At 43.2% G+C, this 19,213-nt stretch carries 17 protein-coding genes and 1 pseudogene; 15 read left to right on the top strand and 3 right to left on the bottom strand.

The annotated features are described in order from the left end of the window. Positions 1 to 30: 30 nt before the first annotated feature. The 15 genes from FYJ75_RS09425 (at position 31) to FYJ75_RS09495 (ending at position 14,210) form a co-directional block, all read left to right on the top strand. Positions 31 to 351: a (2Fe-2S)-binding protein gene (locus FYJ75_RS09425; RefSeq protein WP_154430204.1), complete on the top strand. Its 321-nt coding sequence runs from the start codon at positions 31 to 33 to the stop codon at positions 349 to 351. Further along, entirely contained in the window at positions 351 to 1,922 is a 1,572-nt protein-coding gene (locus tag FYJ75_RS09430) for an FAD-dependent oxidoreductase (RefSeq protein ID WP_154430205.1), read from the top strand. The genes FYJ75_RS09425 and FYJ75_RS09430 overlap by 1 nt, the downstream gene beginning before the upstream one ends. Before the next feature lie 12 nt (positions 1,923 to 1,934). Next, positions 1,935 to 2,267, top strand: a complete 333-nt coding sequence (locus tag FYJ75_RS09435; RefSeq protein ID WP_154430206.1) for a (2Fe-2S)-binding protein — start codon at positions 1,935 to 1,937, stop codon at positions 2,265 to 2,267. 1 nt (position 2,268) lies between these two features. Continuing rightward, positions 2,269 to 3,399: an NAD(P)/FAD-dependent oxidoreductase gene (locus FYJ75_RS09440; protein ID WP_235907065.1), complete on the top strand. Its 1,131-nt coding sequence runs from the start codon at positions 2,269 to 2,271 to the stop codon at positions 3,397 to 3,399. Positions 3,400 to 3,793: 394 nt separating this feature from the next. Beyond that, positions 3,794 to 4,939 (top strand): tyramine oxidase subunit B, encoded by a 1,146-nt coding sequence (locus tag FYJ75_RS09445; RefSeq protein WP_154430208.1) that lies wholly within the window; start codon positions 3,794 to 3,796, stop codon positions 4,937 to 4,939. 9 nt (positions 4,940 to 4,948) lie between these two features. Further along, positions 4,949 to 6,214, top strand: coding sequence for an MFS transporter (locus FYJ75_RS09450; protein WP_154430209.1), 1,266 nt, complete (start codon positions 4,949 to 4,951; stop codon positions 6,212 to 6,214). A gap of 127 nt (positions 6,215 to 6,341) precedes the next feature. Further along, on the top strand, positions 6,342 to 7,547 hold the full coding sequence (locus FYJ75_RS09455) for a tyramine oxidase subunit B (RefSeq protein WP_154430210.1): 1,206 nt from the start codon (positions 6,342 to 6,344) through the stop codon (positions 7,545 to 7,547). A gap of 127 nt (positions 7,548 to 7,674) precedes the next feature. Then, on the top strand, positions 7,675 to 7,962 hold the full coding sequence (locus FYJ75_RS09460; RefSeq protein ID WP_154430211.1) for a type II toxin-antitoxin system RelB/DinJ family antitoxin: 288 nt from the start codon (positions 7,675 to 7,677) through the stop codon (positions 7,960 to 7,962). Beyond that, a complete protein-coding gene (locus tag FYJ75_RS09465; RefSeq protein WP_154430212.1) occupies positions 7,952 to 8,266 on the top strand; it encodes a type II toxin-antitoxin system RelE/ParE family toxin in 315 nt (104 codons plus the stop codon). The genes FYJ75_RS09460 and FYJ75_RS09465 overlap by 11 nt, the downstream gene beginning before the upstream one ends. Positions 8,267 to 8,531: 265 nt before the next feature. Next, a complete protein-coding gene (locus FYJ75_RS09470) occupies positions 8,532 to 9,005 on the top strand; it encodes an LURP-one-related/scramblase family protein (protein WP_154430213.1) in 474 nt (157 codons plus the stop codon). A gap of 16 nt (positions 9,006 to 9,021) precedes the next feature. Continuing rightward, complete coding sequence (locus FYJ75_RS09475) at positions 9,022 to 9,261, top strand: purine biosynthesis protein PurH (protein ID WP_154430214.1); 240 nt, start codon at positions 9,022 to 9,024, stop codon at positions 9,259 to 9,261. Positions 9,262 to 9,265: 4 nt separating this feature from the next. Further along, positions 9,266 to 10,498, top strand: coding sequence for an MYG1 family protein (locus FYJ75_RS09480; RefSeq protein ID WP_154430215.1), 1,233 nt, complete (start codon positions 9,266 to 9,268; stop codon positions 10,496 to 10,498). A 126-nt stretch (positions 10,499 to 10,624) separates the two neighbouring features. Beyond that, positions 10,625 to 12,205, top strand: coding sequence for a GGDEF domain-containing protein (locus tag FYJ75_RS09485; RefSeq protein WP_154430216.1), 1,581 nt, complete (start codon positions 10,625 to 10,627; stop codon positions 12,203 to 12,205). 39 nt (positions 12,206 to 12,244) lie between these two features. Then, a complete protein-coding gene (locus tag FYJ75_RS09490) occupies positions 12,245 to 12,478 on the top strand; it encodes a helix-turn-helix domain-containing protein (protein ID WP_154430217.1) in 234 nt (77 codons plus the stop codon). A gap of 151 nt (positions 12,479 to 12,629) precedes the next feature. Beyond that, positions 12,630 to 14,210 carry a glucose-6-phosphate isomerase gene (locus tag FYJ75_RS09495; protein WP_154430218.1) on the top strand — a complete coding sequence of 527 codons (1,581 nt, stop codon included), beginning with the start codon at positions 12,630 to 12,632 and terminating at the stop codon, positions 14,208 to 14,210. A gap of 201 nt (positions 14,211 to 14,411) precedes the next feature. On the opposite strand, the pseudogene FYJ75_RS09500 reads toward FYJ75_RS09495, so the two are convergent. The 3 genes and pseudogenes from FYJ75_RS09500 to FYJ75_RS09510 form a co-directional block, all read right to left on the bottom strand. Further along, positions 14,412 to 16,039, bottom strand: a pseudogene (locus FYJ75_RS09500) (IS1182 family transposase). Positions 16,040 to 16,248: 209 nt separating this feature from the next. After that, positions 16,249 to 17,403: an FprA family A-type flavoprotein gene (locus FYJ75_RS09505; RefSeq protein WP_154430219.1), complete on the bottom strand. Its 1,155-nt coding sequence runs from the start codon at positions 17,401 to 17,403 to the stop codon at positions 16,249 to 16,251. A 73-nt stretch (positions 17,404 to 17,476) separates the two neighbouring features. Then, a complete protein-coding gene (locus tag FYJ75_RS09510) occupies positions 17,477 to 19,168 on the bottom strand; it encodes a methyl-accepting chemotaxis protein (RefSeq protein ID WP_154430220.1) in 1,692 nt (563 codons plus the stop codon). Positions 19,169 to 19,213 lie beyond the last annotated feature (45 nt).

A 19,213-nucleotide genomic window follows, 5' to 3' on the forward strand; every position in this document is an offset into this window, starting at 1 on the left:
GTATGATTTGCACAGATAAGGAGGAAAACAATGGACAGAATCAAAACGCATCCGATTCTCGGTGATACCGAGGAAGGAAAAATCGTGAATTTTACATATGATGGACAGACATTACAGGGAATCGAAGGAGAGCCGATTGCGGCGGCGCTTCGGGTGGCTGGTGTGATGACGCATCGTTACACAGCGAAAAAGCATGAACCGAGAGGCGTGTTCTGTGCGATCGGAAGATGCACGGACTGTGTCATGGTGGTTGATGGAAAGCCGAATATCAGGACCTGCATTACACCGCTGAAAGAGGGCATGGTTGTAAACACGCAGTATGGAGCATCGGCAGAAAAGGAGGAGTCATAATGGAAAGATATGATCTTATCGTGATCGGTGCTGGTCCGGCCGGACTTTCCGCAGCGATCGAGGCAGCAAAAAATGGATTAAAACCAATTGTATTTGATGAGAATGCAAGACCGGGAGGACAGTTATTCAAACAGATCCACAAGTTTTTTGGATCAAAGGAGCATAAGGCAAAAATCAGAGGTTTTAAGATCGGAGACGATCTTCTGGCAGAGGCATCGGAAAATGGAGTACAGGTGGTATTAAACGCAACTGTCATGGGTCTTTATCCGGAAAAGGAAGTCACTGTCAAAATCGGAGAGGAAATCCATCATTATAAGGGAGACAGCATTCTGACTGCAACCGGAGCAAGCGAAAACATGGTTCCATTCCGCGGATGGACGACACCGGGAGTGATCGGAGCGGGAGCAGCACAGACGATGATGAACCTGCATCACATTAAGCCGGGCAATAAGGTTTTGATGCTTGGCTCCGGAAACGTCGGGCTTGTTGTAAGCTATCAGCTTTTGCAGGCCGGTTGTGAGGTTGTTGCAGTCGTCGATGCAGCACCGAGAATTGGAGGTTATGGTGTGCATGCAGCAAAAATCGCAAGATGCGGGGTCCCGTTTTATCTGTCCAATACCATCGTTGAAGTCACCGGAGATGAGGCGGTGGATGGTGTAACGATTGCAGAGGTAGACAGGAATTTTCAGTTTATTCCGGGAACTGAGAAACATTTCGAGGTTGATACGGTGTGCGTGGCAGTCGGACTTTCTCCGATGGCACAGCTGTTAAAACAGGCAGGTTGTAAGATGAAGGATACGCCGGGCGGATTTATCCCGGAATGTGATGAATATGGAGCAACCTCAGTACCGGGAATTTTTGCAGCAGGAGATGTGGCTGGAATCGAGGAAGCAAGCTCGGCAATGATCGAAGGAAGAATTGCAGGAGCTGCAATCGCAAATTACCTTGGTTATCTGGATGCCGATGGACTGAAGGAGAAAGAAAATTCGCTTGAGGATGCACTTGGAAGCCTGCGGCAGGGCATGTTTGCACCGAAAAACCGTGGCAAGCTTGTGACCAAGACGGAAGAGGGCATCGATACTTCCATGAATCTGCTTGAAAAAGGCTTTGTGGCAGATGATGAGATTGAGCGTTATCCGGGAGTGACGCATACCGTTGGAATCCATCCGGTCATGGAATGCACACAGAATATTCCGTGTAACCCGTGTCAGGATGCCTGTGCAAAGGGATGTATCAGTATTGGAGCCAATATTACATCACTTCCGGTCGTAAAAAACGATGTAAAATGCATCGGTTGCGGAATGTGTGTTGCTTCCTGCTCGGGACAGGCAATTTTTCTTGTGGATGAGGATACAGGTGATGGTTATGGAACTGTAACACTTCCATATGAGTTCCTTCCGCTTCCGGAAACCGGAGAGAAGGGCATTGCACTCGGAAGAGACGGGAAAAAGGTTTGTGAAGCAGAGGTTGTAAGTGTACGGAGTGCAAAGGCGTTTGACCACACGAACCTGCTGACAATCAGAGTTCCATCGGACATGACGATGAAGGCAAGATTCTATAAAAGAGCTTAGGAGGAGATACGGATGAAGGATATACAGGAAAAACGAAAAGAAATCGGACCATTTATCCCGGGACCGGATGATGATCTTTTGATCTGCCGCTGCGAGGAGGTCACAAAAGGCGAGATCCGCCAGGCGGTTCATGCGGGAATGTTTACAATCGAAGAAATCCGGAGATTTTTACGTTGCGGAATGGGACTTTGCCAGGGGCAGACCTGTGGAAAGCTTGTAAAAGGAATTGTGGCGAGAGAACTTCAGGTATCTCCGGCAGAAATCGAACCGGCAACATCGAGAGCACCGATGCGGCCGACGGAAATGAGGATCATGGCAAAGGATGGAGGTGACGACCGTGAGTAAGATGACAGCAGATGTAATTATTATCGGAGGCGGTGTAAATGGCTGTGCAACAGCATATTACCTCGCAAAAAAAGGAGTAAAGGACGTGGTTGTCCTTGAGGCAGACAAAAGCATCGGACATGGCGGCTCTTCCAGAAATGGTGGAGGAGTAAGGCAGTCTGGAAGAGACATGAGAGAACTTCCGTATGCGATGTATGCAGTCAATCATATGTGGCCGACTCTGTCAGAGGAGCTTGGTGTCGACGTCGAATATTACCAGAAAGGGAACCTTCGTATGGGAAAAACCGAGGCACATTTAAAGAAACTTGAAAATCTTGCGGCAAGATCACGGGAACTCGGACTGGATATGAACGTTGTGGATGCAAAGACTGTGAAGGAGATCTGCCCGTATCTGTCTGATGAAGTCATTGGTGCGAGCTGGTGTCCGACAGATGGACACGCAAATCCGATGGTCACAACACTTGCTTATTATAAGAGAGCCGTTGAAATGGGCGTGCGTTTCTTTACGGAAGCAAAAGTAGCATCGCTTGGATTATACAAGGGAAAACTCCGCAGGGTAATTTTGGAATCCGGTGAGGTATTTGAAGCGGAGACGGTGATCATTGCAGCCGGCTATGAGAGCCGCTATCTTGCAAGAACGGTTGGAATCGATGTTCCATTGTCTACCTATTTTGAAGAAGCGCTTGTAACAGAGATGCAGCCACATATGTTTGATATCATGCTTGGCTGCGCAGATGGTGATTTTTACGGACATCAGAGCAAACATGGTTCTTTTGTATTTGGTTCGGACAGCGGTCTGGAGGAAGAAATCGACATGCCGCTTACAGAACTGAAAACGTCATCGCTTACCGTTTCAGCAGGCTGCCGCGCAATTATGAGCTATATTCCGCTGCTTGCAGATGCGAAGATCGTCCGCACCTGGGGTGGATGGATCGATATGTGCCACGATGGTGTGCCTGTCATCAGCAGAGTGGATGAGGTTCCTGGAATGATCCTTGCATGTGGATTTACCGGACACGGATTTGGAACAGCGCCGGCAGTCGGATTAATGCTTGCACAGATGGCACTTGGAGAAGAAACCGTTGTGGACATTTCCGCACTCAGTTATGACCGGTTCAAACCAGTGAGATAAATGTGACAGGCAATTGTGGAATACATATATTTTGGCACTAAGCATATCATGGATGAAATTTTAGGCTGGAAATTCTGGAATTAAAGCTTGAATTCTCCGTTAATAACGGAAAATGGTTTATTACACCGAAAAATATGTAGATTTCAATGTAATAAACAGCAGAGTCTCCGTACAGAAAAGAAAATTATTGATTACACCGTCAAATACTGAAAAACTGACGGTGTAATCACAAAGAAATGACGATTTACGGAGAAAAGGATAACTATCCGACATATCATAGCCATGAAATTGGGCGTAAAAGAAAAAAGATTTTCCTTTACGGAGAATATTACAGCATATTCCTGTGAATTTCGCAATTGCCTGGATAAGTATAACAGACAGGAGGAAAAGCAGTATGGATACAAAGATTGAGTTTTTATTTTTAAATGAAGAAGACATGATAAAAGCAGGGGTGCTGGATGCAGGCCACTGTGTGGATACAGTCGGAGAAGTCATGAGTTTATTAAGTTCCGGAGATTATCTGATGGGTGGAAAAGAACATAATGATCATGGTATGCAGCTGATTTTTCCAAAGAAATCGGATATTCCGGGATTTCCACTTGAAGATTCAAGAGACCGCAGATTCATGGCAATGCCGGCCTATCTGGGTGGAAGATTCCATCTGGCAGGAGAAAAATGGTACGGTTCCAACGGAAGAAATGCGAAAAAAGGGCTTCCGAGATCCATTCTTATGGTGACACTAAACGATGTGGAGACTGGACAGCCGCTTGCCTATATGTCCGCAAATCTGTTAAGTGCCATGAGAACCGGAGCAATGCCGGGACTGAGTGCTGTATATCTTGCAAGAAAGGATTCAAAAGTGCTCGCACTTCTTGGTGCAGGCGTTGTAAACCGTACTTCTTTAATGGCGATCATGGCAAAAATGCCGGGAATCGAAGAAGTTCGGATCAAGGGAAGTTCACCGACATCCAAGACAGCACAGGAACTGATGGAATTTGCAAAAGACAATTATCCGCAGTTAAAAGAGATTAAGATCTGCGGAAGCGTCGAAGAGACGGTTACAGGCGCGGATATCATCAGTGAAGCTGTTTCGGTTGCACCGCATAAATGGCCGGAGATCAAGCCGGAATGGATCAAAAAAGGCTGTCTGATTATCTCATCGGGCACAGTGGATGTCGATTATGAGTTTACGAAGAAGCATATCACAAAAGTCGTAGATAACATCGGGATGTACGAGGAATACATCAATGTCTACCAGGAATACGATGAGGCTGGAAAGCCGGTATCCATGGGAGTTCCAGGCATGGCATACGTCAATATGATCTCTGAGGGAGCAATCAAAAAAGAAGAAGTACAGCATCTCGGAGCAATTGTGCGAGGGGTAGAACCTGGAAGAAGCTCAGAAGATGAAATCATTATGATCAGTCTCGGCGGCATGCCGATCCTTGATGTCGGCTGGGGATATGAATGCTATAAAAAGGCTCTGGAAAAGGGCATTGGAACAAAACTGAAACTCTGGGATACACCATTTATGGCGTAAGGAGTGCCTATGAAACACAGCGCAAAGGAATTGAATGTCCGGTATTTTTGGCTTCAGGTACTGTTCTGGGGAGCTGCGGTCGTTCATTATGCCTATATGACACAGATCCTGCAGTCAAAAGGATTTACGGAAGTTGAGATCGGGGTGCTAAACAGTGTAAAACTTCTGGTTGGGGTGGTGTTTCAGGTCTGGATCGGCGCATTTGCAGACCGCACCAGATATACGATTCCACTGAAGTATCTGATCGCAGTGCTGTCTGCGGGAGCAGGAATCCTGACCGTAGCGCTTTATATGGCAGGACATAATTTCATTCTGATGCTTGTTCTGTCCATGGGGTTTGGAATTACTTTTACAACTTTGCAGCCGCTTATCGATTCGCTGTCCATGCTGTATTGCAATCATGGGGTGGATGTCAATTATGCCAAAGGCCGCATGGGAGGCTCGATCTCCTGGGCTCTCCTCTGTGTGCTGGCAGGATTGTACTGTGACTGGTTTGGTCTAAAAACGTTTCCACTCTGCGGACTTTTTCTGGTGCTTCTGCTTGCTGTCATGGCATGTTTTATGCCGTGGGAAAGCATCAGAAAGCAGAATCTGGTATCGGAAAAAAGAAAAAAGGCACGGGCGGATCAGAAAATAACGTCACAACAGGAAATGACGATGAATCAAACAATAACACCGCATACAGTTGGGTATCTGCTGACGCATTATCCGGCATTTACAGCTTTTCTCATCGGGTCAACGGTGATGTTTATGGGATATAATTTCGGAACAACTTTTCTGATCGACATTTTTACCGGACTTGGCGGAAGCAATACACACTATGGGATTTCTGAATTTGTTATGGCAATCTCTGAAGTCCCTTCGGCAGTGATTATTTTAAAGCTTCGTCGTAAAATCCCGATTCAGTGGATGATGGTGTGCTGCGCTTTTTTTATGACACTTAAAAACCTGATCCCGACCTATGCAGATAACATAGCAGTTGTGATCGCAGCACAGACCTGTGAAATGCTGGGACTTGGATTGTATTATGCGGGGAGTATTTTCTTTATTGAAGAGAATCTGCCGAAAGCAGATATCGTGAAGGGAACAACGCTGGTCAGTGTCGCAACGGTTGGAATCGGAGAAGGAATTGCCGCTTTTTTCTGTGGAATCATCCGCAGACAGATCGGATTGTATGGCCTTATGAAAACAGGAACATTAGCGAATGCACTTTCGATAATAATTTTTATATGGATGTGTACTTTAAAAAATAAGGAACCGTGGAAACCAGATTGACTATGGTATGGTTCGAGGGTTTATATTAGAACAAAAATAAGATGAATACATAAATTCAGAAAAAGGCGAGGGTGCTCAAAACAGCATACCGCGCCTTTTCTTTTTCCATGAGATAGGAGTGATGGTTATGACAACAGAAAGAGATGTAACATCGGAACCAGCAGGAAGAAAAAGCAATATCGAGAAGGAAAAAACGGAAGTCAGTTTTCTGTATCTGAGTGAGGAAGACATGGTCGATGCAGGGGTATTAAATGCAGCCAGATGCGTCGATGTCATGGAGGAAACAATCGGACTTATGGAAGATGGTGATTTTATCATGGGAGGGCCATACAACGATGCGCATGGACTCATGCTGTATTTTCCGAAAAAATCCCCGATTGAGAATTTCCCGATTAATAATTCGAGAGACCGCCGTTTTATCGCAATGCCGGCGTATCTGGGAGGAAGATTTCACGTCGCCGGCGAAAAATGGTACGGCTCTAACGGTGATAACCGCAGAAAAGGCCTGCCGAGATCCATTCTCATGGTCATGTTAAATGATGTGGAGACCGGAAAACCGCTTGCCTACATGTCCGGCAACCTCCTTAGTTCCATGCGGACCGGTGCAATGCCGGGAATGGCAGCAAAGCTTTTAGCAGTCAAAAATGCCAAGGTGCTCACACTGCTCGGCTGTGGTGTTGTCAATAAAGCATGCCTGATGTCGATCATGACTGTGCGGCCTGAGATCGAAACGATCAAGATCAAGGGAAGCTCCCCGACCTCGAAAACCGCGCTCAATATGAAAAGCTACATTGAAAAAAGCTACCCACGCGTAAAAAATGTCATCATCTGTGCAACAATGGAAGAGGCAGTACGCGATGCGGATATCGTCAGCGAGGCAATTTCCTGTATGGCAGGGCAATGGCCGGAAGTAAAGAGGGAGTGGATGAAGCCGGGACTTTTGTATATATCCTCAAGTACATTTAATATGGACTATAAAAGCATCGTCGATCTGAAAAAGGTCATCGACAATTATGGAATGTATGAAAATTACGCAGAAGAAGATGAACTTGGATACGATGAAGCCGGAAACCGTCTGCACACAGGCTGCATGGGTGAGGATTTTGTATACATGGTAGAAGACGGACTGATCGAACGTGATTCCATCACGCAGATCGGACAGATCATCCGCGGAAAGAAGCCAGGGCGCGAATCGGATGATGAGATCATCCTCGTATCCATGGAAGGCATGCCGATCGAGGACGTTGCATGGGCTTACGAATGTTACACCTATGCACTTGTTCACGATATCGGAACGCGATTAAAAGTATGGGACAAACCGAGGGCATTTTAAAAAATATAGAATTGTAATAGAACTGGACCGGACAGCCCCAAACTTATGCAAAAACAATACAAATGTATTGGAATAGAAATAGTTTTGCATTATAATAAAGAAAACAGATGGAAGTGAGGTGCTGGACATGGCTAGTACAATTCAGGTCAGAGTAGAAGACGAGTTAAAGCGTAAATCAGACGCTCTATTTAAGGATTTGGGTACAGATACAACAACAGCAATCAGAATGTTTTTAACACAGGCTGTTGCGACAAATGGATTTCCTTTTGAAATAAAAAGACAGATAGAATCAAATCCATATTCACCAATGACCGAGAAAGAGATGCTTGCAAAATTGGAAAAATCCAGGGAACAGGGAATGTTCAGGGATGCAGATCATGTGATTTCTGATATGAGGTCGAAGTATGGATTATAAGATTGTTTTGATGAGGAATGCGGAGGAGGATCTTGATAGATTCATCACACATCTTTTGTTTGAAAAGAAAAGTGAGCAGGCTGCAAGAAATTTATTAAATGATTTTGAAGCAACAAAAACAAGTCTGTCAAATGTTGCCGGGAGCCTGAAATTTTGTGATAATCCCAAACTGAGAGAATTAGGATATCGAAGAATCAATTTTTTATCCCATCGATATTTTATGCTTTATCGTATTGAAAACGATACTGTTTATGTGGATAATATTTTTCATGAATTGCAGGATTACGAAAATAAAATGAATTAAATATTGAATATAAATTCCTACCCATTTGGAAAATCAAATTGGAGGATATGACAAATGCGGCGACAGAAATTATGTTCAAGGTAATATGATTATATAATGAAGAGATATTAAGGACACTCAGGCTATATGGCTTGGGTGCCTTTTTGGCTGGTGGAGATATAGTTTATATGGTAAAATAGAGATTGAAAATGAAACTTTATTGAAATTAATATATTACTGCAGGAGGGCACAGTGTGTCTTTGGAGTAAAAAAGGAGGCTCACCATATGAAATTACTGATCAAACAAAGAGTTTTTTCATGGACCGATTCTTATGACATATATGACGAATCCGGCAATGCAAAGTATTTTGTGAAAGCAGAATTCCTTACATTAGGACACCGGCTGCATGTATATGATCAGGCGGGGAATGAACTGGGATTGATCAAAGAAAAGGTGTTTTCCCTGCTTCCGGTGTTTGAGATTGAGCAGCATGGACAGCTGAAGGGAAGCATCCAGAAACGATTTACATTTTTTAAGCCAAAGTATGAGATTGATTACAATGGCTGGCGTGTGGAAGGGGATTTCATGGGATGGGAATATGATGTATATAGCGGATGCAGTTCGATCGTACATATTTCAAAAGAGCTTCTGCACTGGGGCGATACCTATGCGATCAATATCAGCAATTCCGCAGATGAACTGGATGCACTTATGCTGGTGATCGCAATTGATGCAGCGAACTGCTCAGATGGAAATTAGAAAGAAAGGTGTAATTATGGCAGGATATTTAATTAAGGATACAACAAAAGAAGAAAGAGAACAGATTGTAGCAGAGTCACTTGGAAATATTGAGGCGAATTGTGATGGATGCATGCGTGGACTTGCAGACATGTATCAGGATTATATTGATGGCAAAAAGGAACTGCGCGAGATCAATATGGAATTCAATACAAGATTTGTAAAAAGCGGTGATGATATGCCGGGAAGACACAGCTGTGCAATGTATGGAGAATAGAAAGATGAACGTATTATTATCACAGATTATGGAACCGCAGGCTGCAGCATTTACGCATGGGGGAAAATTTCATGCCGATGATGTATTCTCTGCGGCTTTATTGCGCTATTTTAATCCTGATATCACCATTGAGCGCGGAAACCGTGTGCCGGAGGAGTATGAGGGAATCGTATTTGACATTGGAAGAGGCAGATATGACCATCATCAGAGGGACAGCCGCATCCGGGAAAACGGAGTGCCATATGCGGCATTCGGACTGCTCTGGGAGGGACTTGGAGCTGAGATACTTGGAGAAGAGCTTGCATTGAAGTTCGATGAAGATTTTGTGCAGCCGCTGGATCTCAACGATAATACCGGAGAAAAAAATGAGCTTGCGACTATGATCGGGCATTTTAATCCGGTGTGGGATGACCATCGGGGAAGCGATGAGGGATTCTTCCAGGCGGTTCAGGTTGCAGGCATGATCCTTAAGAACAAATTTGACCGGTATCTTGGAAAAGCCAGAGCAGACCAGCAGACGGAAGTGATTCTCGCAGAGCATGAGAAGGCGGTTCATTCCGGAAATATTGCACCGGAGGATGCACGAATCTTAGTGCTTCCGGACTTTGTTCCGTGTCAGAAACGGCTTGAGGAAACGGATATTGCATTTATCGTTTTCCCATCGAACCGTGGTGGATATTGTATACAACCGTTGAAAAAGAAGCAGTCCATGAATTATAAATGCAGTTTCCCTGAGGAATGGCTGGGGCTGGAAAATGAAGAACTTGCGGCAGCAAGCGGACTGCAGAGTGCCACATTTTGTCATAAAGGTGGTTTTCTGATGTCTGTGGGAGATCTCGAGGATGCTGTGAAAGCCTGCAGAATCAGTCTTTTACAATATAAAGACCAGCCGGTGATCGTGAAACTAGGTGAGGATTCCGGGGCCGATGAGCTGTTACTTCAGATTCCGGGAATGGAAAATGCACAGGTGGTTCCAATGCCGCTTTTTTCAGCTCCGGAGCTTGAAATGCAGGGAAACTATGGCGAAATAGTCATGGAGAAGCCGCAGTGGAAACAGCTGGTCAAAGAGTATGTCAGAGAAATACTGCGTTTTCGTCCGGAAGCAGTATTTGTGAATGGAGAACTTCTGGAAACTTATCCGGTTGTGCATGCGCTCCGTAAAAAGCACATTCCGGTTCTGACGATTTCAAAACAGAATGGAAAATCTGTGATTGTAAGAATTCCGGCCGGTTCGTAAATGATAGAAAATTTTCGCTTAATATAAGAAATATATTCATAAAATCCAGAAAGTTGGGGTGACGATACGAAACGAATGTGGTAAAATAGTCCTATTAACAGTTCCTTGTATTCTGAGGAGAAGAGAATGACTAAAATGGACAAGAAATATCGTATTCGTATTGAAAAATGTTTTTCCTATCAGACGGTGCTTCTCATTGCACTTGGTATTGTGATCAATGTGATTTTTCCAAGGCTTATGATAGCGTGCAGTGCACCGCTGTATCTGGATAATATCGGAAGTATTTTAGTTGCAGCATTGGGAGGCGCTGTTCCAGGAATGCTTACCGCATTTATATCAAACTATCTGGGGTATTTTGGGGAACCGTCTGCAATTATGTTCGGTTTGCTGACAGTTGCCATGGCAGGGATCGCTGCAGAATTTTCGGAAAGAGGGATGCTTCGCAGGATAAAAGGCTATCTGCTATTGCTGGTAACGCTTGTAGTGGTTGGCGGCGCGGGCGGATCGGTATTAGGATGGTATCTGTATGGAAAGACCGTGGGAGGAACCATTGCCGCACCATATGTTTTCTGGCTCTGCGATCATGGAATGTCCGGGTTTGCGGCACAGTTTACGGGAGACCTGATTCTGGATGTGACAGACAAGGCAATTACACTTTTGGCGGTCGGAATATTCCTGCATTTTTATTCTCCCAAATGGAGAGACCTGTTTCCAATCAGTTATATTTATGCCTGCTCGGATAAAGAACTCGAAGAGACGCATGAAAGCATGAAGGTTCCATATGAGGGATGTTCGGTATATATGAAGATCATCCGGATTATTGTTGTTTCATTGATCATACTTTCGTTATTTGTAACTTCGTTTGCAACTTACGAGTTTTATCATCAGGTTTATGCAGTGAACCACAACGTATTTGAGTTGTTTACATATGTAGTCCAGACAATAGGGCTCGAGTTTGCAATCATTATGCTGGTGTTGGTGGTAGCAGGATGGAGTCTTTATAAGACGCTCAAAAAGCCGATCGATGGCATTATCTGCCAGATTGTAGCGTTTGGAAAGACGGATCCTGAGAAATGGCTGCAGTCGGAGGCCTGGAAGAATCGTTACCGTGTCCGCACTGGTGACGAAGTACAGGTGCTTTATGATTCTGCATGTCAATCGGAAGCAACGATTGCACAAAAAGTAATGAGTATACGAGAAGATGAGAGTATTCTCAGAAATTTGTCAGAAACAGATCAGATGACAGGTATTCTGAACCGTGGAAGTGGAGAACGAAAAATCGGTGAGAAGATCGCGTTTGGTCAGGAAGGCATTTTGTGTGTACTGGATTGTGATAATTTTAAACAGATCAATGATACGTTTGGACATGCAGTGGGAGATAAAGTACTGATTGCAGTTGCTGAAAAAATGAGAGAAGTAAGCCGGAAAGACGATGTGATTTTTCGACTCGGTGGAGACGAATTTGCGATGTTTCTGTCCGGAATTCTTACAAAAGAGAATGCGGAACGTTTTTTTGAACGATTTTTTGATGCAATTCGTACAATAAAGGTTGCTGAATTGGATGGATATTCGCTTTCTGTCAGCATGGGAGCCGTATTTTACCAGAGAAACCAAAAAGCGGGCTTTGATGTGTTGTATCGGAAAGCAGATGAGATGTTATATGAATGCAAAAAAATAGATGGATTTTGTGCGAAGATCTATGAGTAATCCGGGAAACCTGCAATATAAAATTTTTCCCATGGCTCAATGCGGAAAAGGACGAAGGAGATTATAGAATACCTTCAGAAGCATGTAGATTATCTGAACGATTACCGTGTGCGTGTAAGCGCCAGACTGCTTTTAGAGAGCGAACTCGATATCGGTGAGATCGCGATGCAGTCCGGGTTTAATAATATCAGCTATTATAATAAGCGTTTTCGCCAGTATATGCATCAGACTCCGTCGGAATATCGAAGAAAACTCCACAAAAACACAGAATAAATGCAAAAAAGGTATAAAAACGAATAAATACGAAAAAAATGAATTTTGCAGGCTTGTATAGTCTTGAACTCAGATTAAATTAAGTGTATAATCACAGAGGCTAAAAAAGTAAAAAATGAAAAATGATACCACATATAAGGAGGAATCTATTATGGTTACCTGGAACAACTTAGATACCCTTGCTTCTTTTCAGGATTTGAAAAAAGCAGACCGTGTGAATCTTGTAGAGGCTATGGCTGGAGAAAACGGTGCAAAACGTGTAAAGAATTACACAATTCCAATGGCAGAAGGATTTGCATTCAACTATGCTGCTAAGCAGGTAGATGACAATGTCCTTGAAGCTCTTGTAAAGCTTGCAAAAGAAGCTCAGCTTTCCGAGAAATTTAAAGCTGTTTACAATGGTGAAGTCGTTAATACCGGAGAGAACCGTCGTGTTCTTCATCATATGACACGTGGACAGTTAGGACAGGCTGTTGAGGCTGACGGCGTAGACAAACGCAAATTCTATGTTGAGCAGCAGGAGAGAATTGCTGATTTTGCAAATAAGGTACATGCTGGTGAAATTACCAATGCTGCCGGCGAGAAATTCACAACAGTTGTTCAGATCGGTATCGGTGGTAGTGACCTCGGACCTCGTGCCATCTATCTGGCACTTGAGAACTGGGCAAAGAAAAACAATACATTTAAGATGGAAGCCAAATTCATCAGCAACGTTGACCCGGATGATGCAGCAGCTGTTTTAAATTCTATTGATGTCGCTCATTCTCTGTTCGTACTTGTTTCAAAATCAGGTACAACACTTGAGACTCTTACAAATGAGTCATTTGTAAAAGACGCATTAAAGAATGCAGGATTAGATGCTTCTAAACACATGATCGCAGTAACAAGTGAGACTTCTCCACTTGCAAAGAGCGATGATTATCTTGCAGCATTCTTCATGGATGATTATATCGGTGGACGTTATTCTTCTTCTTCCGCAGTTGGTGGAGCTGTATTATCTTTAGCTTTCGGACCGGAAGTATTTGCACAGTTCTTAGAGGGTGCACATGAGGAAGATAAACTTTCCATGAACGAAGACGTATTACAAAACCCTGAGATGTTAGATGCCCTGATCGGTGTATACGAGCGTAACGTACTTGGATATCCTGCAACAGCAGTACTTCCATATTCTCAGGCATTAAACCGTTTCCCGGCTCATCTGCAGCAGCTGGATATGGAGTCTAACGGTAAATGTGTAAACCGTTTTGGAGAGCGTGTAAGCTACCCGACAGGACCAATCATCTTTGGTGAGCCTGGAACAAACGGACAGCATTCTTTCTATCAGTTACTGCATCAGGGAACTGATATTGTACCTCTTCAGTTTGTTGGATTCAAAAACAGCCAGATCGGTACTGATGTTGTAATCCAGGGAAGCACAAGCCAGCAGAAACTCTGCGCAAACGTTGCAGCTCAGATCGTAGCATTTGCATGTGGTAAATCTGATGAGAACCGCAATAAGAACTTTGAAGGTGGACGTCCATCCAGCATCATTATCGGAGATCAGGTAACACCTAAGACAATCGGTGCTTTACTTGCACACTTCGAGAATAAAGTTATGTTCCAGGGATTCTTATGGAACATTAACAGCTTTGACCAGGAAGGCGTACAGCTTGGCAAAGTACTTGCAAAACGTGTACTTGCACATGAGACAGACGGTGCTTTAAAAGAGTTCAGTGATCTGTTAAATATCTAATCGTATACAATTACACAAATAATATATTAAAAGGATGTGTTGCAGTAACGATTTAAAAATCGCTACTGCAACCCTTTTATTTTAAGGGAAAATATTTAGATTTAGCTCTTTTTCCCACTCATTGTGGATTTTAAGCGCACTTGCCCAGACTTTCTTTGAAGAAAGCCTCGGATTTCTTTTTGTTTTTTGAATTATCAAAATTTATGCTGTTTCTTTCAGTTTAAACAGATGGTGTCCTGTTTTTCGGACTGTATTTTATGATGTAGTTTATTGATATTGTGTGCGATTGCAAGAATGACACTTTGTGCAGTGACGTTTTCTTTTCCGCGGTACATATACCGCCGGAACTCCATATCCTGTTTTACAGAAGCGAAAGAACCCTCTGCCTGTATGCTTCGATTTACTCTGAGCTGAATTCCATATGGAATGGTTATGCGTTCAAGATTTTCTGCCCTTTTCTGTTTCATTGTTTTTGAAACATACAGTGTTTTATTACGTTGTTCCATTGGTGTTTTGCAATTATTGCCTTTAATACAATCCGTTTTATAAGGGCAGCCGTTGCAGCCAGAACATTTATAGACAGTCGTTGTTCTTCTGTATCCTGTTGCCGTTTTTTCCTGTTTTTCATACTGGACCGTTAACTTCTGATTGTTCTTACATATATAAAAATCATTCTCCGTATCATAGTCCATGTTTTCCATTCTTCCGATATCTGTTTTGAATCTGCGTTTTTTTGAGATTTCATAGTTGTTTGGCTTGATGAATGCTGTCTGCCCATTGGTTTCAATAAAAAGATAATTCTCTTCACTTTCATACCCTGCATCGGCAACAATCTCCGTGTACTTGAATCCCAGGTTTTGTTCCATATCTTTTAAAAAAGGGATAAGTGTTTTGGTATCTGTTGGATTAGGGTTTACGGTAAGCCAGGTGATATATTCCGAATCAACTCCATGCTGTAAGTTATAAGCTGGTTTGAGCTGACCATTTAGCATGTGATCTTCCTTCATTCGCATAAATGTTGCATCGGGATCAGTTTTTGAATAACTGTTCCGCTCTCCACATGCATGCAGCCTATGCGTGTATTCTTTCAGTTTTCCAATGTATGTCTCCAACGATTCAATTGATTTCTGTATTGCACTTTTTCTTCTGCCAATACCATGAACAAAAGTAATGCCTTCCGATTCTTTTACTGCATAAAGTTTTTTCCTTATACGTTTTAGTGAATGAAGAGAAATGCTGTCCTGATATACCAGCTTCAAGCCATACATTTCTTCGCATTCAGCGATCAGTGCTGTAATCTTTGCAAACAGCTTTGTCTGATTTTGGGTAACAGCCTTTTTCCATACAAATGTATATCTGTTGGCAGCCGACTCAATCTTGGTGCCGTCAATAAATATATGTCTTCCAGAGATTTCTCCTAATTCGAATAAGATGTTTGAAACTTCTGCGAGGATATTTTTGGAACATTGGGACAGATGCAGTGAGATAAACCGTGCAACAGTTGCATGGTCAGGAGCCGGCTTACCTTCCAGGAGATACATGAAGTTGATATCACGTTTACATGATTTCTCAATGTCGCGACTGGAATAGATTCGGTTCATTCCTGCATAGATAACGATTTTCAACAGCTGTCTCGGTGAAACCTGATCTTTTTTGATCTTTCCATAAGTATTATAAAGATCTGAGAGCTCCATTCCCTCCACAAAAGCACTCAGCAGGCGGACCGGATCATCTGATGGGATATTTTTTTCGATATCCAACGGAAGTTTGATTTGATCGTACAGACAAGATGCGGTATAATCTTTCTGTAATTTAATGTGTTTGGTCATACATTAATTTTACACCAAGAGCCCGGCTTTTCGAAGCCGGGCTCTTAAATTTTTTCAAAAGAAAAGGGCATCGCACTAACTAAGTTAGTGCGACAGCCCCTTTTGGTCACGCCATTTCTGATAAGTGGCGAAAAAAGAGCGTGTGAAAAATGATCTGTATTTTTCACACGCTCTTTGATTAAGTCCTGACGATGGATATTCAATAAATATTATTCCGCAAGTTCTTCTGCAAGTGCTTTCAAAGCAGCCTCATTGTCTGAATGAACTGCGGAACGGACGGTTACAACAGTATCACAGAAGGTGATCTCTTTCATGGATTCGAGTACCTCGCGCATTTTCTTCGCAGCAAGAGGTCCCCAGGAACCATTCTCGATCAGACCGACTTTCCGTTTCTGGAAATTCTTTGCTTTCAGATGATGCAGATAGTCTTCCATTGGAAGATACATTCCACCGTCGTAGGTTGCGCATGCAAGTGCCAGGCGGTCATAACGGAAGGCGGAAGCGATGGCCTCTGCCAGGTCACATCGGCAAAGATCCATAACACATACATTCTTTTCACCGGCAGCTTTTAAATCTTCAGCAAGAAGCTCTGCGGCTTTTCTGGTGTTGCCGTAGATGGAAGCATATGCAACAAGAACACCTTTTTCTTCAGGGCGGTAGCTGCTCCAGGTATCATAGAGACCAATGTAATGTCCAAGGTCTTCTTTTAAAACAGGTCCATGTAAAGGACAGATCATAGCAATATCCAGTGTTGCAGCTTTTTTCAAAAGAGCCTGTACCTGTACACCGTATTTACCTACGATATTGATAAAGTATCTTCTTGCTTCATCATCCCATGGCTCATCACAGTCGAGGCTTCCGAATTTGCCGAAGCCGTCAGCGGAGAAGAGTACTTTTTCTGTCTGTTCATAGGTGACCATGACCTCAGGCCAGTGGACCATCGGTGCCATGAAAAACTGCAGGGTGTGTTTGCCAAGGGAAAGTGTTTCACCCTCTGCTACAACAATCTTGCGGTCGGAGAGGTCAAGATCAAAAAACTGGGCCATCATAGGAAAAGTCTTGGCATTTCCTACAATCTTCATGGATGGATATTTGTCAGCAGCTTTTTTGATATTGGCGGCATGATCTGGCTCCATATGGGAAACGACCAGATAATCCGGGGTTTTTCCGGCAAGTTCACGGTCTAAGTTTGCAAGCCATTCGTCGGTAGCCCTTGTATCGACGGTGTCCATAATTGCAATTTTATCATCTAAGATCAGGTAGGAATTATAAGATACACCATTTGGAACCTTATATTGTCCCTCAAAAAGATCGATTGTTTTATCATTTGCTCCAATGTACTTGATAGAATCTGTAATATACATGTTTGTCCCTCCTATTGTTTTTCATATTATATTACAAATATTTCCTACTTGTCAATAATAATAATCATTACTATTATTGAAAATATTTAAGAGCAACATTTAAGTCATCGGATTGTGAATTCATCTGTTCTGCCATATTTGTGACACCATGCATCATGGCATTCAGTTCTTCGATATTGGCAGTCATTTCCTGAGTTGCAGAGGCATTGGCTGCGCTTACATCCGCAAGACCGGTACTGCTTTGCATGATATTGGCATTGAGCTGTACCATCTGATCCATCTGAGTCTGGATCTCCTCTGCTTTGGCTGCGGTCTTGTCAATCTGTGTATCAAGGCTTTGGAACTCTTCGAGAACTGCATAGATCTCTTCCCTCTGTGCGTTGTTGTCGCTTACGATTTCATTGGATGCACTGACACATTCATTACATTCCTGAATCAGTTCGGAAATGATATTTTTGATATTTCCAAGTTCATTGCTTGTATTGTCTGAGAGAACACGAATCTCTTCTGCAACAACGGCAAAGCCTTTTCCGGCTTCTCCGGCGCGGGCGGCCTCAATAGACGCATTCAGTGAAAGAAGGTTGGTCTGACCGGAAATATCTTCAATCACAGAGATAATATCGCTGACCTTGTCGACAACGGCATTGACTTTCTGAATGCGGTCAGAAATGGTGGCGATTCCCTCATCCATTTTTTCACTGCTTTCTCTCATGTGGTGCATTTTCTCGCTCATGGTATGGCTGCTTGTCTGAACCGCATTTGTCTGTTGCTTGATATCGTTAATGGAAGAATCAATTCCCTGTGCTTCGGTTGTCATAGTGCCAAGATTGTCATTAATATCTGAGATCGAGCCTGCCATGTTGGTAGAACCCTCTGCAACATCCTGGACAGCCTTTGAAATCTCGCTGTTTGCGGCAAGAGTCTGATTACTTGTATCATTTAATTCGGAACTGTTCTGTGCCATAACAGTTCCTGCGGCACGGATCTTATCTACGATGCTGCGCAGGGAATCTGTCATCGTCTGCATTTCATCGGTGATCAGACCAATTTCGTCATTGGATTTACGAATCTGCGAAAAGTCGGCATTCAGATCTCCACCGGCAATCTGCTTAATGGTATTACTGAGTGCAATCAAAGGTTTTGCAAAGGATTTGCTGAATAAAAAGGCAATAATACTTCCAAGAACAATGATTCCAACCAGGATGAAACCGGCTATTTGGGTGATACGGTTGATTCCTGCTAAAGCATCCGATTCATCGGCACTGACAACAACGATGTCATTGTTGTCTAAGATGATGTAGGCTGCATATTTGGTAACACCGTTAAAATCATATTCGGTGACAGCATTCTGAGGCTGCGAACCCTTGCCAATCTGTTCTACGAGCCCTTTTACAACGCTGTTTTCAACAGATTTTCCTACTTTATCTTTGGATGGATGATATAACATGGTTCCATCAGCCTGTACCACATATACATAAGAGCTTTCGACACCATCCAGTTTCGTGTCTTCAAGGATTTTGGAATAATCTTCATAAGATAAACCAGTGTCGCCCTGTGCATCCATCTCTACGGAAACCAGTTTTGCAGAGGTCTCGGCAAGGCTCATCATACTGTTTTGGACTGTGGTGCGGATCTGTTTTCTGGAGCTGTTTACGATCAAGATCATACTTAACAGATTAGATACAACCAGTATAGAGATAACGATGAGACTGATCTTTACAGCAATGGATCCTCTTTTTGATGTGCTTCGTTTTTCTTTTTCCATATGTATAATCCCCCTTTCATAATAGATCTTATATACTATATATTA

Origin of the sequence: Roseburia porci (assembly GCF_009695765.1) — a bacterium.
Lineage (GTDB): Bacteria > Bacillota > Clostridia > Lachnospirales > Lachnospiraceae > Roseburia > Roseburia porci.

Bases quoted from the DNA above. Each gene is read 5' to 3' on its own strand.
- FYJ75_RS09425 (WP_154430204.1), top strand. From the start codon at position 31: ATGGACAGAATCAAAACGCATCCGATTCTCGGTGATACCGAGGAAGGA.
- FYJ75_RS09430 (WP_154430205.1), top strand. From the start codon at position 351: ATGGAAAGATATGATCTTATCGTGATCGGTGCTGGTCCGGCCGGACTT.
- FYJ75_RS09435 (WP_154430206.1), top strand. From the start codon at position 1,935: ATGAAGGATATACAGGAAAAACGAAAAGAAATCGGACCATTTATCCCG.
- FYJ75_RS09440 (WP_235907065.1), top strand. From the start codon at position 2,269: ATGACAGCAGATGTAATTATTATCGGAGGCGGTGTAAATGGCTGTGCA.
- FYJ75_RS09445 (WP_154430208.1), top strand. From the start codon at position 3,794: ATGGATACAAAGATTGAGTTTTTATTTTTAAATGAAGAAGACATGATA.
- FYJ75_RS09450 (WP_154430209.1), top strand. From the start codon at position 4,949: ATGAAACACAGCGCAAAGGAATTGAATGTCCGGTATTTTTGGCTTCAG.
- FYJ75_RS09455 (WP_154430210.1), top strand. From the start codon at position 6,342: ATGACAACAGAAAGAGATGTAACATCGGAACCAGCAGGAAGAAAAAGC.
- FYJ75_RS09460 (WP_154430211.1), top strand. From the start codon at position 7,675: ATGGCTAGTACAATTCAGGTCAGAGTAGAAGACGAGTTAAAGCGTAAA.
- FYJ75_RS09465 (WP_154430212.1), top strand. From the start codon at position 7,952: ATGGATTATAAGATTGTTTTGATGAGGAATGCGGAGGAGGATCTTGAT.
- FYJ75_RS09470 (WP_154430213.1), top strand. From the start codon at position 8,532: ATGAAATTACTGATCAAACAAAGAGTTTTTTCATGGACCGATTCTTAT.
- FYJ75_RS09475 (WP_154430214.1), top strand. From the start codon at position 9,022: ATGGCAGGATATTTAATTAAGGATACAACAAAAGAAGAAAGAGAACAG.
- FYJ75_RS09480 (WP_154430215.1), top strand. From the start codon at position 9,266: ATGAACGTATTATTATCACAGATTATGGAACCGCAGGCTGCAGCATTT.
- FYJ75_RS09485 (WP_154430216.1), top strand. From the start codon at position 10,625: ATGACTAAAATGGACAAGAAATATCGTATTCGTATTGAAAAATGTTTT.
- FYJ75_RS09490 (WP_154430217.1), top strand. From the start codon at position 12,245: ATGCGGAAAAGGACGAAGGAGATTATAGAATACCTTCAGAAGCATGTA.
- FYJ75_RS09495 (WP_154430218.1), top strand. From the start codon at position 12,630: ATGGTTACCTGGAACAACTTAGATACCCTTGCTTCTTTTCAGGATTTG.
- FYJ75_RS09505 (WP_154430219.1), bottom strand. From the start codon at position 17,403: ATGTATATTACAGATTCTATCAAGTACATTGGAGCAAATGATAAAACA.
- FYJ75_RS09510 (WP_154430220.1), bottom strand. From the start codon at position 19,168: ATGGAAAAAGAAAAACGAAGCACATCAAAAAGAGGATCCATTGCTGTA.